19 protein-coding genes, 3 tRNA genes and 1 pseudogene are annotated in these 14,348 nt (G+C 28.4%); 12 read left to right on the top strand and 11 right to left on the bottom strand.

What is annotated here, in order from left to right; all coding sequences use genetic code 11:
• Window positions 1-15 precede the first annotated feature (15 nt).
• The 7 genes from PG913_RS12015 to PG913_RS11985 all read right to left on the bottom strand — a co-directional run bounded on the left by PG913_RS12015 (window position 16) and on the right by PG913_RS11985 (window position 2,898).
• Entirely contained in the window at window positions 16-723 is a 708-nt protein-coding gene (locus tag PG913_RS12015) for a DUF547 domain-containing protein (RefSeq protein ID WP_271230917.1), read from the bottom strand.
• A gap of 395 nt (window positions 724-1,118) precedes the next feature.
• Entirely contained in the window at window positions 1,119-1,313 is a 195-nt protein-coding gene (locus PG913_RS12010; RefSeq protein WP_271230916.1) for a tautomerase family protein, read from the bottom strand.
• A gap of 10 nt (window positions 1,314-1,323) precedes the next feature.
• Complete coding sequence (locus PG913_RS12005) at window positions 1,324-1,740, bottom strand: DoxX family protein (protein WP_271230915.1); 417 nt, start codon at window positions 1,738-1,740, stop codon at window positions 1,324-1,326.
• A 115-nt stretch (window positions 1,741-1,855) separates the two neighbouring features.
• Entirely contained in the window at window positions 1,856-2,419 is a 564-nt protein-coding gene (locus tag PG913_RS12000; protein WP_271230914.1) for a Crp/Fnr family transcriptional regulator, read from the bottom strand.
• Window positions 2,420-2,536: 117 nt separating this feature from the next.
• Window positions 2,537-2,620, bottom strand: a tRNA-Leu gene (locus PG913_RS11995).
• A 67-nt stretch (window positions 2,621-2,687) separates the two neighbouring features.
• A tRNA-Leu gene (locus tag PG913_RS11990) sits at window positions 2,688-2,771 on the bottom strand.
• Window positions 2,772-2,826: 55 nt separating this feature from the next.
• Window positions 2,827-2,898, bottom strand: a tRNA-Gly gene (locus tag PG913_RS11985).
• A gap of 178 nt (window positions 2,899-3,076) precedes the next feature.
• Between PG913_RS11985 and cyoE the strand changes: the two genes are divergently transcribed.
• The 10 genes from cyoE to tsaB all read left to right on the top strand — a co-directional run bounded on the left by cyoE (window position 3,077) and on the right by tsaB (window position 10,403).
• Complete coding sequence (gene cyoE / locus PG913_RS11980; RefSeq protein WP_271230913.1) at window positions 3,077-3,979, top strand: heme o synthase; 903 nt, start codon at window positions 3,077-3,079, stop codon at window positions 3,977-3,979.
• A complete protein-coding gene (locus PG913_RS11975; RefSeq protein ID WP_271230912.1) occupies window positions 3,980-4,564 on the top strand; it encodes a cytochrome c oxidase subunit 3 in 585 nt (194 codons plus the stop codon).
• Between the two features lie 56 nt (window positions 4,565-4,620).
• Window positions 4,621-5,604: a cytochrome c oxidase subunit 3 gene (locus PG913_RS11970; protein ID WP_271230911.1), complete on the top strand. Its 984-nt coding sequence runs from the start codon at window positions 4,621-4,623 to the stop codon at window positions 5,602-5,604.
• An 18-nt stretch (window positions 5,605-5,622) separates the two neighbouring features.
• Entirely contained in the window at window positions 5,623-5,961 is a 339-nt protein-coding gene (locus PG913_RS11965; protein ID WP_271230910.1) for a cytochrome C oxidase subunit IV family protein, read from the top strand.
• A gap of 66 nt (window positions 5,962-6,027) precedes the next feature.
• The gene (locus PG913_RS11960) at window positions 6,028-6,708 is read left to right on the top strand and encodes a hypothetical protein (protein WP_271230909.1); all 681 of its coding nucleotides are present in this window, start codon (window positions 6,028-6,030) and stop codon (window positions 6,706-6,708) included.
• On the top strand, window positions 6,695-7,342 hold the full coding sequence (locus tag PG913_RS11955) for an SCO family protein (protein WP_271230908.1): 648 nt from the start codon (window positions 6,695-6,697) through the stop codon (window positions 7,340-7,342). The genes PG913_RS11960 and PG913_RS11955 overlap by 14 nt, the downstream gene beginning before the upstream one ends.
• 14 nt (window positions 7,343-7,356) lie before the next feature.
• On the top strand, window positions 7,357-7,878 hold the full coding sequence (locus PG913_RS11950; RefSeq protein ID WP_271230907.1) for a DUF420 domain-containing protein: 522 nt from the start codon (window positions 7,357-7,359) through the stop codon (window positions 7,876-7,878).
• Window positions 7,871-8,083, top strand: coding sequence for a hypothetical protein (locus tag PG913_RS11945; RefSeq protein WP_271230906.1), 213 nt, complete (start codon window positions 7,871-7,873; stop codon window positions 8,081-8,083). Before PG913_RS11950 ends, PG913_RS11945 begins: the two co-directional genes overlap by 8 nt.
• A gap of 184 nt (window positions 8,084-8,267) precedes the next feature.
• A complete protein-coding gene (locus tag PG913_RS11940; protein ID WP_271230905.1) occupies window positions 8,268-9,632 on the top strand; it encodes a TolC family protein in 1,365 nt (454 codons plus the stop codon).
• 93 nt (window positions 9,633-9,725) lie between these two features.
• Complete coding sequence (gene tsaB / locus PG913_RS11935) at window positions 9,726-10,403, top strand: tRNA (adenosine(37)-N6)-threonylcarbamoyltransferase complex dimerization subunit type 1 TsaB (RefSeq protein WP_271230904.1); 678 nt, start codon at window positions 9,726-9,728, stop codon at window positions 10,401-10,403.
• On the opposite strand, the gene PG913_RS11930 is transcribed toward tsaB, so the two are convergent.
• The gene (locus PG913_RS11930) at window positions 10,400-11,209 is read right to left on the bottom strand and encodes a mechanosensitive ion channel family protein (RefSeq protein WP_271230903.1); all 810 of its coding nucleotides are present in this window, start codon (window positions 11,207-11,209) and stop codon (window positions 10,400-10,402) included. The two genes, tsaB and PG913_RS11930, sit on opposite strands and share 4 nt — an antisense overlap.
• A gap of 38 nt (window positions 11,210-11,247) precedes the next feature.
• The gene (locus PG913_RS11925) at window positions 11,248-11,601 is read right to left on the bottom strand and encodes a DUF1304 domain-containing protein (RefSeq protein WP_271230902.1); all 354 of its coding nucleotides are present in this window, start codon (window positions 11,599-11,601) and stop codon (window positions 11,248-11,250) included.
• 724 nt (window positions 11,602-12,325) lie between these two features.
• Here PG913_RS11925 and PG913_RS11920 point away from each other — a divergent pair.
• Window positions 12,326-12,673, top strand: a complete 348-nt coding sequence (locus tag PG913_RS11920; protein ID WP_271230901.1) for a toxin-antitoxin system YwqK family antitoxin — start codon at window positions 12,326-12,328, stop codon at window positions 12,671-12,673.
• Window positions 12,674-12,722: 49 nt separating this feature from the next.
• On the opposite strand, the pseudogene PG913_RS11915 reads toward PG913_RS11920, so the two are convergent.
• Both PG913_RS11915 and purN read right to left on the bottom strand, forming a co-directional pair.
• Window positions 12,723-13,349, bottom strand: a pseudogene (locus tag PG913_RS11915) (ribonuclease H1 domain-containing protein); the annotation flags it as partial.
• Window positions 13,350-13,919 (bottom strand): phosphoribosylglycinamide formyltransferase, encoded by a 570-nt coding sequence (purN, locus tag PG913_RS11910; RefSeq protein ID WP_271230900.1) that lies wholly within the window; start codon window positions 13,917-13,919, stop codon window positions 13,350-13,352.
• Window positions 13,920-14,097: 178 nt separating this feature from the next.
• On the opposite strand from purN, the gene PG913_RS11905 reads away from it, so the two are divergent.
• Window positions 14,098-14,334, top strand: coding sequence for an acyl carrier protein (locus tag PG913_RS11905; RefSeq protein WP_068702406.1), 237 nt, complete (start codon window positions 14,098-14,100; stop codon window positions 14,332-14,334).
• Window positions 14,335-14,348: the final 14 nt, after the last annotated feature.

The following is a 14,348-nucleotide window of genomic DNA, read 5'->3' as shown; positions in this document are numbered from 1 at the left end:
AAGAAGTAATGCTATTTATTTACCGTTTAAATTCCAGTCATATTTTAAAAAATTAACTGTTGCTTTTTTTGATATTTTAGTTTCTGAGTAGGTATTTAAAAAATCGATTAACGAGCCATTTTTAGTAAAATCATCTTTAAACCATTCGAAAATTTTTGAAAGCGCTACTTTTTTTTCTGATATTTTATTTCTTTTAGCATCATTAATAAAATTTTTCATTAATTCGGTTGTTTTGGTTTCGTAGTTTGCTTCTGTAAAAGCAAAATTTCCTAATTTAGGACAAGAACCAGAAGCACAATTTACAGCAACATGAATTTTAGGATCATCAAATTTTTTGCGTAAAATTTCATGTTCGATAAAATTTAAGGTATATGTTTTTCCTCCAACCTTTGCAAAAGAGATATTCCAAGCATCTTTTTTATGCTCTTTAATTTTTAAAATACTTTTAATCGGGTAATTATTTAATATTATTTTTAAGGTGTAAGCATTATATGCATTCACCCAAAAAGCTTTTGTTTTTGAAGGAGTCCATTTTTTTTGAGGACTTGTTTTATTCAGATAACTTAAATAAGAATCTAATTTAGCTTCGTCTTTTTTTAAGTTTTTATAATTTACGATGCCTTTGTTATTAACATGTTCTTTTAATAAATTATCAAAAGTACTTGTTTGTCCAAATGAATTTATGAAAAATGTTAAACTAAATAATAAGAATATTTTACGCATAGTTATTTGTTTTAAGCTGATAATTTAGACGTTTTTCTAATTGATAGATTACAAATGATAGGCTATTTTTTTATCAATATAAAAATTTGTGTAAAACTGTTGCTTTTATTTTATCAGAAAATAATTTAAAAAGATAGGAGGGGAGATGATTAAAGAACTGATAAAGAGCTTGTTTAAGTTTAATTTAAAAACGTTTTATAGCTGAAAAATCGAATCTGTCAAACTGAATTTATTTCAGTTTTGTATTCTGATTTGTCGTAGTTCCTTTATTTATGTGATGCTGAAATAAATTCAGCGTGACGTTTAGATGTTAAAAAAACACTTTATTTAAAATTTAAACAGGCTCTTAGTTATTTGAATATTTTACAAAACTACGTTGGAAAAAAGTTTATTGACTATTTTTTAGTTACTAAAGATTGTTTTCCGTTAAACCCCCAATTTTCAATTGGTATTTCGTCAATTATTACGTGAGTACTTTCAGGTTTTTTGTTTAAAATACTAACGACTAATTGTGTAGCACCTTCAATTAATAGTCTTTTTTGTTCTTTGGTTACATTTGTATCTGTAACCCTAATGTTTATGTAAGGCATATATTTTTATTTAATCCCATTTTGAAGTGTTTGATACTGCATATTTTCCTGTACCTAATAAAAATATTACGATTGCACCAAATAGGTATAAGCCTTGTAGTTCAATTCCCCAACCTCCAAATTGATTTAATGTAAAAATATCCGATGTATGAGCCATTAAAATAGCAACTAACATATTAATAGCTAAAGCTAAACTTGCTAATCTTGCTCTCCAACCAATTATTATGAGTATTGGTGCAATTATTTCGCCTATAAAAACCGAGTATGCAACAAATTCTGGAATTCCGATACTATTTAGTAAACTTTTGATAAATGAATAATTGGAAGTCAAGTTTGCAATTCCATGAAATAAAATAAGTACGCTAATACTCAATCTTTGTAAAAGTAATCCTGTGTCTTTGTTTTGAAAATTTTCTAAAGTGTTCATATCATTTAATTTTTTAAAATTATTATGATACAAAAGTCAAAAAATGACTGGACTAACCACAGGACTATTGTCACTATTAATTTGTGACAAATGTCACACGTTAAAGAAATTTATTTTACGAATTTAATCGGCTTAATGTTTCTCTACTGACTCCTAAATAGGAAGCTATAAGTTTTTTTGGTACTCTTTGAAAAAGTTTTGGGTATTGTTCCAGAAGTAACTCATAGCGTTCTTTTGAAGAATTTTTTAATAATGATAAGATTCTATTTTGAAGTGCTATTCTGCCAAACTTACTTTTCTTCGCCCAAAATCGTTCCATTTTGTGCATTTCTTTGGTGAGTTTTTCTCTATTTTCATAAGTTATGTAAAGCAATTCGGAATCTTCGATACAGTCTATATTTATTTTTGATTTAGATTGTTTTATAAAGGATTCATAATCTGTTATCCACCAATTTTCCATTCCAAATTGTAAAATATGTTCTTTTCCGCTTTCGTCAAAAAAGTAGCTTTTTAGACAACCTTTCACTATCCAATATTCTTTGTCAGCAATTTCATTTTCTTGTAAAATATATTGATGTTTACGTTTGGTTGTCGTTTCAAAATGGCTCAAGATGAATTTAAACTCTTCGTCTGTCAGTTTAATTATTTCTTCTATATGTTGCTTTAAGGGATGTTTCATTTAATTGTTGCCAATAACTGATAAAGTGTTCTTTAATTTTTGAAAGATATAAATGTTTTTTCAGTTACTTATTATTAAAGCATAAAAAAGCCTTAACAAATAAATGTTAAGGCTTAGTACTGAAGGCGGGACTTGAACCCGCACGACCCAAGGGTCATTGGATTTTAAGTCCAACGTGTCTACCAATTCCACCACTTCAGCAAGTGGATTTTATATTTCTTTTTGACTCTTTCTTAAAAAAAACCTCGCTAATTAAAGCGAGGCTTAGTACTGAAGGCGGGACTTGAACCCGCACGGCCCAAGGGCCATTGGATTTTAAGTCCAACGTGTCTACCAATTCCACCACTTCAGCGTAGTTTTGATTGTCATACAATCAAATTGGTATATTTTTTTTAAGAAAGTCTCAGAGCGAAAGACGGGATTTGAACCCGCGACCCCCACCTTGGCAAGGTGATGCTCTACCCCTGAGCTACTTTCGCGTAGTCAAAAATTATTTTAAAGATCGTTTGCATGTGTTTCGATGCGGGTGCAAATCTACAACCTTTTATTAGATAAAAAAAACTTTTTATCATTTTTTTTAAAATATTTCGATTACTATCCTTTTTTATGGTCATTAAGTAAGAAAGAAATATCTTTGCAAAAATAAAATAACTAGAATTGAATTTATCCTCACCTGCACATAATCAAGTATCTTTAAAATCATTGTTTGATGATTTTAAACAATTAACTAAAGTCGGTTTATCTATCAGTGTTGTTTTTACTTCTATTACGGGGTATTTATTAGGAGCTGAAACAATTGACTATACTGTAGTGTTTTTACTAGCTTTTGGTGGGTACTTAATGGTAGGAGCTTCGAATGCCTTTAATCAGGTTATAGAGAAAGATATAGATTCATTAATGAAACGCACTAAAGATCGTCCTTTACCAGCTGGTAGAATGAGCGTGAATGTAGCATTAACAATAGCCATTATTTTTACTATTGCGGGTATTGGAATTTTATATGCTATAAATCCGAAATGTGCTTTGTTTGGTGCAATTTCTATTTTTTTATATACAAGTGCTTACACACCTTTAAAAGCTGTAACTCCGTTAGCTGTTTTTGTTGGTGCTATTCCAGGAGCAATTCCTTTTATGTTAGGTTGGGTTGCTGCAACAGGTGAATTTGGTATTGAAGCAGGTTTTTTATTTATGATTCAATTTTTTTGGCAGTTTCCTCACTTTTGGGCAATCGGTTGGTTACAATTTGAAGAGTACAATAAAGCAGGCTTACACATGCTTCCTATGGATAAAAAAGATAAAGGAGCTGTTGTTCAAATAATTTTTTACACTTGTATTATGATTTTAATGTCGGTAGCACCGGTGTTAAAAGTAACTGGTAATTTTTATATTTATCCAATAACAGCTATTATAGTTTTATTATTAGGAGTGTTAATGTTGTATTATGCTTTTAAATTATATAAATCAGAAGAAAATACTGACGCGCGAAAATTAATGTTAGCGAGCGTTTTTTATATAACAATTGTACCCATAATTTATGTGGTAGATAAATTTTTACACTAAATGAGCACACAAACATTACAAGAAGAATTAACGGCAGGTAAAAGAAAATCGGCAAAGCCAATGTTATGGGTTGCTATGATTAGTATGGTCATGTTTTTTGCAGGGCTAACAAGTGCTTACGTAGTAAGTATGAAACGAGATGATTGGGTTACTTTTGATTTGCCACAAGCATTTTTTATTAGTACTATTTTAATAGTATTAAGTAGTATTACCTTAATTTTATCTCAAAAATTTTTAAAGAAAAATAATTTAAAAGCTTCATTGCTTAGTTTACTAGCAACTTTAATTTTAGGATTAGGATTTGTATGGTATCAATATGTGGGGTTTAACGAGTTAAAAGCTGTAGGCTTGTTTTTTACAGGTCCAGAAAGTACTGTATCTACATCTTTTATATTAGGAATTACATTTATGCATATTTTGCACCTTTTAGCAGGTGTAATTGTATTGTTAGTCGTTATTTATAATCATTTTAAAAAGAAATATTCAGCAGCCGATATGCTTGGCTTTGAGTTAGGTGGAATCTTTTGGCATTTCGTAGATGTTTTATGGATTTATCTATTTTTCTTTTTCTATTTCATAAGATGATGAAAATTACGTAATTTTGGCACACTGTTTTAACAAAAATTAACAAAAAGAGATTTATGGAAGCAAATATTGCTGTAAATTCTGATAAGAAAGAAGCCTGGGGCGGAGGTGGTGAAAAACCATTTGGCGCTAGTTATGGTAAAATGATGATGTGGTTTTTCATCGTTTCAGATGCATTAACCTTTTCGGGGTTTTTAGCCGCGTATGGTTTAACTCGTTTTAAATTTATTGACTCATGGCCAATAGCTGATGAAGTGTTTACTCACTTTCCAGGGTTACGTGGTGTGCATGCACCCATGTATTATGTAGCTTTGATGACATTTATTTTAATTATTTCATCAGTAACAATGGTGTTAGCCGTTGATGCAGGTCATCAAAAGAAACAAAAGAAAGTTGCTTGGTATATGTTTGCAACGATCATTTTCGGAATTATTTTCGTAGGATCGCAAGCGTGGGAGTGGAAAAACTTTATCAATGGTTCTTATGGAGCTGTTAAAACAACCAATAATCATATTTTACAGTTTGTAAAAGACGGTCATCAAATAGCTTTAGCTGATTTTGTTCATGCTGAAAGAAAAGATGATAGAGTTCAACATACTCGTGAAAATGGATTATGGTTTGAAAAAGAAGCTACCATTTCTGAGTATTCAATAGCACAAATTCAGGAAGCTTTTAAAGCTGATCCTTCTTTATTAATAAGAACGGAGCAGTTAAATACCGAAACAAAACAAAAAATTGTTTTATCAAGAGCTGAAAGTTTAGCTAAATTAGCTTTAGCAACTAAAGTTGTTGAAGGTGCTAACTTACACGAAAATGAATATGGTAATCCTATTTTTGCAGATTTCTTCTTCTTTATTACTGGTTTCCACGGTTTCCACGTATTATCAGGGATTATCTTAAATATTATTATATTTTTCAATGTAGTATTAGGTACTTACGAACGTAGAGGACACTATGAAATGGTTGAAAAAGTAGGTTTATATTGGCACTTTGTAGATTTAGTTTGGGTATTTGTATTTACCTTTTTCTATTTAGTATAATTAAAAAACGATATTAAAATGGGACACGCACACGAATCAAATAAAAAAAGAATCTGGATTGTTTTAGCAATCTTAACAATTATAACAACTGTTGAAGTTGCTTTTGGTATTGTTAAACCAGATTCATTACACTTACATGGATGGGGTACTAGTTGGTTAAACTGGTTGTTTATAATCCTAACACTTGTTAAAGCGTATTATATTGCTTGGGCTTTTATGCACTTAGAAGGTGAAAAAACATGGCTTAGAAGATCAATTGTTTGGACAGCTGTATTTTTAGTTTCTTATCTATTATTTATTATTTTAATAGAAGGTGATTATTTACATGAAACATTAGCACCATTAGTAAAATGGTAATTGAATAAAATATTTAAAAAAGGGTGGTTTTAACCACCCTTTTTTTGACTTTAATAACAGCTGAAAATGGATAAATTTAAAAAGTTTACGGTATTATTTGCACTCTTTATAGTACCATTATTGTTTTATATATTATTACAATTAGGTACACATAATTTTGGAAAATTACCTGTAGTATCTAAAAGTGTTATTGATATTTCTTTAATTAATAAAGGTTTTTCTTTTGATAAAAGAGTTACTGTAGTTACTTTTTTAGGGAATGACATTGACTTAGTAAAAGGAGAAGTATATAATTTAAAAGAAAAAATTTATACTAAGTTTAATAATTATGTTAGTTTTCAAATGATTTCTTTAGTTGATAAAAGTCAAAAAGAAGAAATAGAAGACTTAAAAAAGATGTTAAGTGTTAATACTGATTTAAGTAGATGGGACTTTATTTTTGCTTCTTCCGAAGAAATGGAAGCTTTACATGAAAGTTTTAAAACTCCAAATCCTTTAGATAAAAATACCCATTCGCCAAAAGCCTATATTGTTGATAAAGAACTTAATTTAAGAAGAGGAAAGTCAACAATTAAAAGTTTAGAAAATCAAGATTTATTCGGTTATACTATGAGTTCTGTAGCAGAACTTAAAAACGATATGATTGATGATATCAGTGTTGTTTTAGTAGAATATAAAATGGCTTTGAAGAAGAATAATAGGAGTGAAGACAGAAGAACAAATAGCATTTCAAATGAAAAAAAATAATTATTCATACGTTGGAATTTCGTTTATTATTTTATTATTTGGTATTTATTCGGTGCCAAAAATTATAAAACATTTTCAAACTGCCGATTTATATACTTTTAATAAAGTTCCAAATTTTGAGTTTATCAATCAAAATGGTGAAACAATCAGCAATAAAAATTTTGAAGATAAAGTATATATAGTTGAGTTTTTCTTTGCTACTTGTCCTACTATTTGCCCTATAATGAATGCTCGAATGGTAGATATTCAAAATGAATTTATGGGAAATCCTAACTTTGGAATTGCTTCTTTTTCGATTACTCCAGAAATTGATACACCAAATCAATTAAAACAATATGCGCTTAAAAATGGTATTAATCATAAAAATTGGCATTTGTTAACAGGTAAATCTGAAGATGTAGTATATGATTTATCAAACGAAGGGTTTAAATTATTTGTAGGAAAAGGAGAGGTTTCACATGGAGGTTTTGAACATTCTGGTTTGTTTGCTTTAGTTGATAAAAATGGAAATATTCGTTCTCGTTATGATGAACACGGAAACCCTTTAATGTATTACAGAGCCTTAGATGAGCATGGTTTTGGAAACCAAATTCAAGAACTAAAACAAGATATTAAGTTATTATTAAACGAATAATTTAAACCAGTATTATGAACACAAAAGAACAGAAATATAAAAAATTTATTACCATCGTTTCCATTGTTATTCCAATAGCTGTGGCTGCTTTGTTCGGAATTAAAATCCCTAATGTTGAACCGTTATCGTTTTTACCTCCAATATACGCAAGTATAAACGGACTGACAGCTGTATTATTAATAGCATCAGTAATTGCTATAAAAAAAGGAAATAAAAAGTTACATGAACAATTAAATACTACTGCAATTGCTTGTTCAGCATTGTTTTTAGTAATGTATGTGGCTTATCATATGACTTCAAATTCTACTAATTTTGGTGGCGAAGGAGTTATAAAATATATCTACTTTTTTATTTTAATAACACATATTATATTATCGATTATTATAATTCCTTTTGTATTAATCACTTTTATGAGAGCTCGTTTAGGTAATTTTCCTGAACACAAAAAAATAGCAAAAATTACATTTCCTTTATGGTTATATGTAGCTGTAACAGGTGTAATTGTATATTTAATGATATCACCATATTATGTATAAAAAACTTTTATTAATTTTAGTATTAATTATTTCTGCCGATGCCAATGCTCAATGTGCGATGTGTAAAGCAGTTGTAGAAGGAGGAAATGAAACAATTGCCGAGGGCGTTAATAACGGAATTACTTATTTAATGGTATTTCCTTATATTTTAGTTGGCGTTTTATTTTACTTTATTTATCGACATAAAAAATCATCAAAAAACTAACACTCTTAATAAGAGTGTTTTTTTTGTAACATATATTGTTTTTGGTCGTCATATAAAAAAGAAAAAAATAATTGTTGAGTTTTGTTATTATCGATAATCAAAATAAAATATTATGATAACCAATTGTTATGTAGTTGCTTATTGTTTTTCTTAATTGACTATAATGAACAAAAAAATATTCCTCTTGAAAACAAAAATTGTACTATTTACAGCTTTATTTACTTCGTTAGCTAGTTTTTCTCAAAAACAATGGACACTAAAAGAATGTGTAAAACACGCTTTAGAAAATAACATAACAATTAAACAAAACAAGCTAAATATCACATTAGCCGAAAAAGATGTTGAAATAGCTAAAGGTAATTTTTTGCCTAATTTAAGTTTAAGTAATTCACACAGTAGTACCTTTGGATTATCTTCAGGAGTTAGTGGAGTTAATACAAGTCAAGATAGATATTCTACTAATTTTAGTTTAGATGCAGGAGGAACTATTTTTAATGGTTTTAGAAATATAAATACCAAAAAACAAGCATTACTTAATATTAAAGGTAGTAAGTTCGATTTAGCAAAGATTGAAAATGATATTTCATTAAATGTTGTAAACTCGTATTTGAATGTATTATTTGCTAAAGAAAATTTAGCCGTAGCTAAAACTCAAGCAGAAATTAGTAAAAAGCAGATTACAAGAGCAAAAGTACAATTTGAAGCAGGGGTTATTCCTAAAGGAGATTTATTAAATGTACAATCTACAGCAGCAAATGATGTTCAGAATCTTGTAATACAAGAAAATACCTTGAATTTAGCTTTGTTAACATTAGCACAATTACTTCAAGTATCATCTGATAATTTTAATATAGCGTCTATTATTGTAAATTCTCCATCAACAGCTTTGTTGTATGATTCTTCAAAAAAAGTATTTGAGAAAGCATTAACTAGTAGACCCGAAATAGATAAAGCAAAGTTAAATTTAGATAATGCTGATTTAAATATTAAGTTAGCAAAAGGAGCTTATTTACCTACTTTAAGGTATTCAGCAAGAGCAGGTACTTCTTATTTTACGGTATTTGGAGAGCCTGATGTAACATATGTATCAGATCCAATAACTAAGATTGTAAAGTCGGTTCCAAATGGTTTTACGACTCAATTAGATAATAATTTAAGTTACGGTATAGGACTATCATTAAGTGTTCCTATATTTAGTGGTTTTCAAACAAAAAATAGAGTAGCAAAATCTGTAATTAACAAAGCGCAAAGTGAGTTTGCTTTAGAAAATCAGAAATTACAATTACAACAAGAAATAGAAAAATCATTTTTAGATGCTAAAGCAGCTGCAAAAACATTTGAAGCGGCACAAATATCTTTAGAAGCACAAAAAGAAGCATTTAAAAATGCTCAAGTAAGTTATGATTATGGATCAATGACTCAATTTGATTTTGATCAAGTTCGTAATCGATTAGTAAATGCACAAGGAGTAATGATACGCTCTAAATATGATTATATATTTAAAGTAAAAGTATTAAAATTTTATTTTGGGGAATCTATTGTTGATTAATTTCAATTATAAAACACAACTTAAAACCTCATTAATTAAAATTTAATGAGGTTTTTTGTTTATAATGTATCTTTGTAAAAAAATAAATTTCAATTGGCAATAATTTTAAATATAGAAACCGCAACTAAAAATTGTTCGGTATCATTAGCAAAAAACGGAGAAACTTTAGCAATAAGAGAATTAAATGATGGTAATTATTCTCATGCCGAAAAATTACATCCTTTTATTCAAGAGATTTTAAAAGAAGTTAATATAACTACAAATGCTATTGATGCAGTAGCTGTTAGTAAAGGACCAGGCTCTTATACTGGGCTTCGCATAGGGGTTTCAACAGCTAAAGGAATGTGTTTTGCTATTGATAAACCTTTAATATCGATTGAAACATTAGCTTCTTTAGCACATAGCATTTCTATAGAAGAAGGTGTAATTGTTCCAATGTTAGATGCACGAAGAATGGAAGTGTATTCAGCAGTTTACAATAAATCTTATGAAAAAGTACGTGAAATAAAGGCCGAAATTATTGACGAAAATTCTTTTAAAGATGAATTATCAAAAGGAAAAGTTTATTTTTTAGGTGATGGAGCAGCTAAATGTAAAGATGTAATTGTTAATGATAATGCTATTTTTATAGATGATGAGTTTCCATCAGCAAAACAAATGGCCTTATTAAGTTATAATAAGTACAAAAAAAACGACATCGAAGATGTCGCTTATTTTGAACCTTTTTATTTAAAAGATTTTGTTGCTATTCCTGAAAAAAAGAAAGTTTAAGCTTCTTTTTGAATTTCAACAGCGTGAGGATATGGTATTTCAATTCCTGCTTTATCAAGTTCTATTTTCATATTTTCAGTAATATAAAAATAAGCATCCCAATAATCAGCTGATTTTACCCAAGTTCTTGTTGTAAAATTAACAGAGCTTTCTGCTAATTCACTTACCATAACAGCAGGTTTATCAGGGTTTGTTAATGTATATGGCGTGTTGTTTAATACACTTAATAATACATTTTTGGTTTCTTTGATATCAGCATCATAAGAAACACCAAAAACTAAATCAACACGTCTATTTTCTTCTGAAGAATAATTAATAATGTTTCCATTAGATAATATTCCGTTAGGAACAATTAATTCTTTATTATCAATAGTATTTAATTTTGTAGTAAATATTTGAATCTCTTTAACAGATCCTTGCACTCCTTGTGCTTCAATATAATCACCAATTTTAAAAGGTTTAAAAACCATAATTAAAGCTCCACCAGCAAAGTTAGATAAAGCACCTTGTAATGCCATACCAATAGCTAAACCTAAAGCAGCTATAATTGCGGCAAAAGAAGTAGTTTCTATTCCTAATTGTCCTGCAACAGTAACAAATAAAAATATTTTTAATCCCCAACCAATTAAACTAGAGAAAAAACCTTGTAAAGAAGCATCTAAATTACGATTAATCATTAATTTTTTAGAACCCTTGGTTATCATTTTAATGACCCAAAGTCCAACAATTAAAAGAACCATAGCAGAAATTACTTTTGGTCCGAATTCAAATAATAAGTTTTTAAATTTTTCGATGTATTGTTCCATTTTATCAATTTTTAGTTTGCTGTAAATGTAAAATATATTTATATAAATAAAGAAATAATTCCTAATAAAGCAGGTATTGATTGAATTATAAAAATTCTTGGTTTTTTAGTAGAATATGTACCGTATAAGCCTGCGATAAAAACACAACATAAAAAGAAAATAGCAATTTCTATTTTTTGAGTTAATATTGACCAAATTAATCCAGCTACTAAGAACCCATTATATAAACCTTGATTAGCGGCAAGAACTTTGGTTTCTTCTGCAAATTCTTTGTTTTTTAACCCAAATGTTTTTATTCCTTTTGGTTTTGTCCACAAAACCATTTCTAAAATCAGAATGTAAATGTGGATAAAAGCAACTAATCCGATTAAAAGGTATTGTATAATGCTCATTGTATAAAAATTTAAAAAGTTAGTAATTTGTTTTTATGCTTTTCTTTTAAATATAAAAGATACTTTCCTGTAATTCTTCAATCTTATTTAAATAACCGAAATCTAAAGAAGATAAAAAACACCGTTTTTCAGCGGTTAATTCACGTTTAATAAATTGCAAGGCATTATATACGGTTTCTTTATAAATTGAGTTTATCTTGATAAGATAATTATTAGAATATAAACTAATTTACTGTTTTTTCTCAAAAATACCTCTGTATGCGATTTTGGTAAGTATCGTATTTATATGGTTATGTAGTTTTTATTGTTTTTTTGATAAACATATCAAAGTAAAAATAGGTGTACGATTCATTTCTCTAAAATTTGTATTAAAATGTATTTTAGCTATCGACAGTATCCTTTATATATTGACTACTAAAATTCATTTTATTATTTTTTGATGAATATCTAAGCTTGCTTTTATTCTCTTTTTTTAAGATTTCTTTCTTTTTTTATTAGATGACAAAAAAAATATTTAAAAAAACTTTTTTTTAATAATCACTTGAATCCCTTTAAATAAGAGCGCTTATCTACGTTTTACTCTTTGAAATAATGGATTAAAAACATCAATGTTAACTTAATGTTATGTAATTGTTACTTGAATGTTTGTTTTATGTAAAATTAAGTGTTATCTTTGAACTATAAATATTAAGATAAAGTTAAAAAAAATTAAAAACCCCTAGATATGAAAAAATTTATATTAATTGTTTGTATATTATCGATATCATTATTGCAAGCTCAGAGTACAGAAACAAAATTTGAAAAAGCAGGAGATTTAGTAAAAGCTAGCTACTTTTTTGAAGATGGTCAATTAAAAGAACAAGGTTTTTTTAAGGATAAAAAATTAACAGGAACATGGGTTGCCTTTGACTCTAAAGGAAATAAAGTTGCAATTGCACATTACGAAGCTGGTAAAAAAGTAGGTAAATGGTTTATGTGGAAAGAAGATGGTTTAAAAGAAATAGACTACAATAATAATATTATAGCAAGTGTTCAAACATGGAAAGAAGAAACAAAAATGGCTATTAAATAGTTTTGAATAGTTAACAAAATGTAAATAACCGAGTTTTTGCTCGGTTATTTTATTTTCGTCCAAAATCTGCAGGTATTTCTCCCCAAGCCTTTGTTTCCCATTTTAATATTGGATTTTTATATGTATTTTCTTTAAGCCATTTTTCGGCACGTTTTATCAAGTTTAAAATTTCTTGATTACTAGCATCAAAAGCTAAATTTGTTCTGCATTGTTTTTTTTGAACCCAGCTCATAGCAATTCTAGAGTCAGAATAAATAGGATAATTATCCATTTTTTTATTTTTCAAAAGTGCAATTCCATGTACTAAAGCTAAAAATTCGCCAATATTATTGGTGCCTTTTTTAAAAGGTCCTAGCCTAAAAATTTCTTTTTTACTTTTAGTTAGTACGCCTCTGTATTCCATAATTCCAGGATTTCCTGCACAAGCAGCATCTACAGAAATACTTTCTAAATTGGGTGTTCCATAAGTTGCTTTTTCTTTAGCAGATAAAACAACTTTTTTGGTATCCTTTCCTTTATAATCGTTATAAGTTTTTGTAAAAGCAATTTCTGCTTGTTTTTTATCGATAAAAGCCTTGTATTCTGCTCCTTGAAAAGCTGTTATTTGTTTTTTACAATCATTCCAAGATGTGTAAATACCTGTTTTTTTACCTTTCCAAACAACGTAATATTTTTTTTAGCCATTTTTTAAAATTAGCTCTTCAATAACTTTAGGAAAATGCTCTTGCTCTAAAATATGAATTTTATCAGCAATATCTTCTGACGAATCTGAAGAAGTTAAAGCTGTTTTGGCTTGAAAAATAATAGCACCTTCATCATAATTTTCATTTACATAATGAATTGTAATACCTGTTTCGGTTTCATTATTTTCTTTTACAGCCTTATGAACATTCATACCGTACATACCTTTTCCACCATATTTTGGTAGTAAAGCAGGATGAATATTTATAATTTTATTAGGAAATTCAGTTACTATTTTAGCAGGAATTCGCCATAAAAAACCAGCAAGTATAATTATGTCAGCTTCTACTTGTAAAAAAGATAAAACAGTGTCATCTTCGGTAAATGCTTGTTTATCAAACAAAGAAGCATCAATATTTAAGCGTTCACATCTGTCAAAAACTTTGGCGTGCTGATTGTTAGATAGTACATGAGTAACAGTAGCAATTTTACTTTTTTGAAAGTATTTAATAATATTTTCGGCATTACTACCCGAACCTGAAGCAAGAATTACGATACGTTTCATCTTTAAATATGTTATTTTGTTACTACAAAAAAAAGCATTATTATTAACAACCACGGTGTTTGTAGCAAAATATTCATTTTTTTTTTAATATTAAACACCACATTTTTGAGCAAAAGTTAGAATTAATAGTTAAGATTTGTATTTTTGCCTCGACTTTAAATTTAAAAACAAACAAATTATGTCAGACATAGCATCAAGAGTAAAAGCAATTATCGTAGACAAATTAGGAGTAGACGATAACGAAGTAACTAACGAAGCAAGCTTCACAAATGATTTAGGAGCAGATTCTTTAGATACTGTTGAATTAATCATGGAATTCGAAAAAGAATTTGATATCCAAATTCCAGACGATCAAGCAGAAAACATCGGAACTGTAGGTCAGGCAGTTAGCTATATTGAAGAAGCTAAAAAATAATAATTATATAAAAT

Source organism: Tenacibaculum pacificus (assembly GCF_027941775.1).
Classification (GTDB): Bacteria; Bacteroidota; Bacteroidia; order Flavobacteriales; family Flavobacteriaceae; genus Polaribacter; species Polaribacter pacificus_A.
This window is presented reverse-complemented; position numbering and strand designations above follow the sequence as displayed.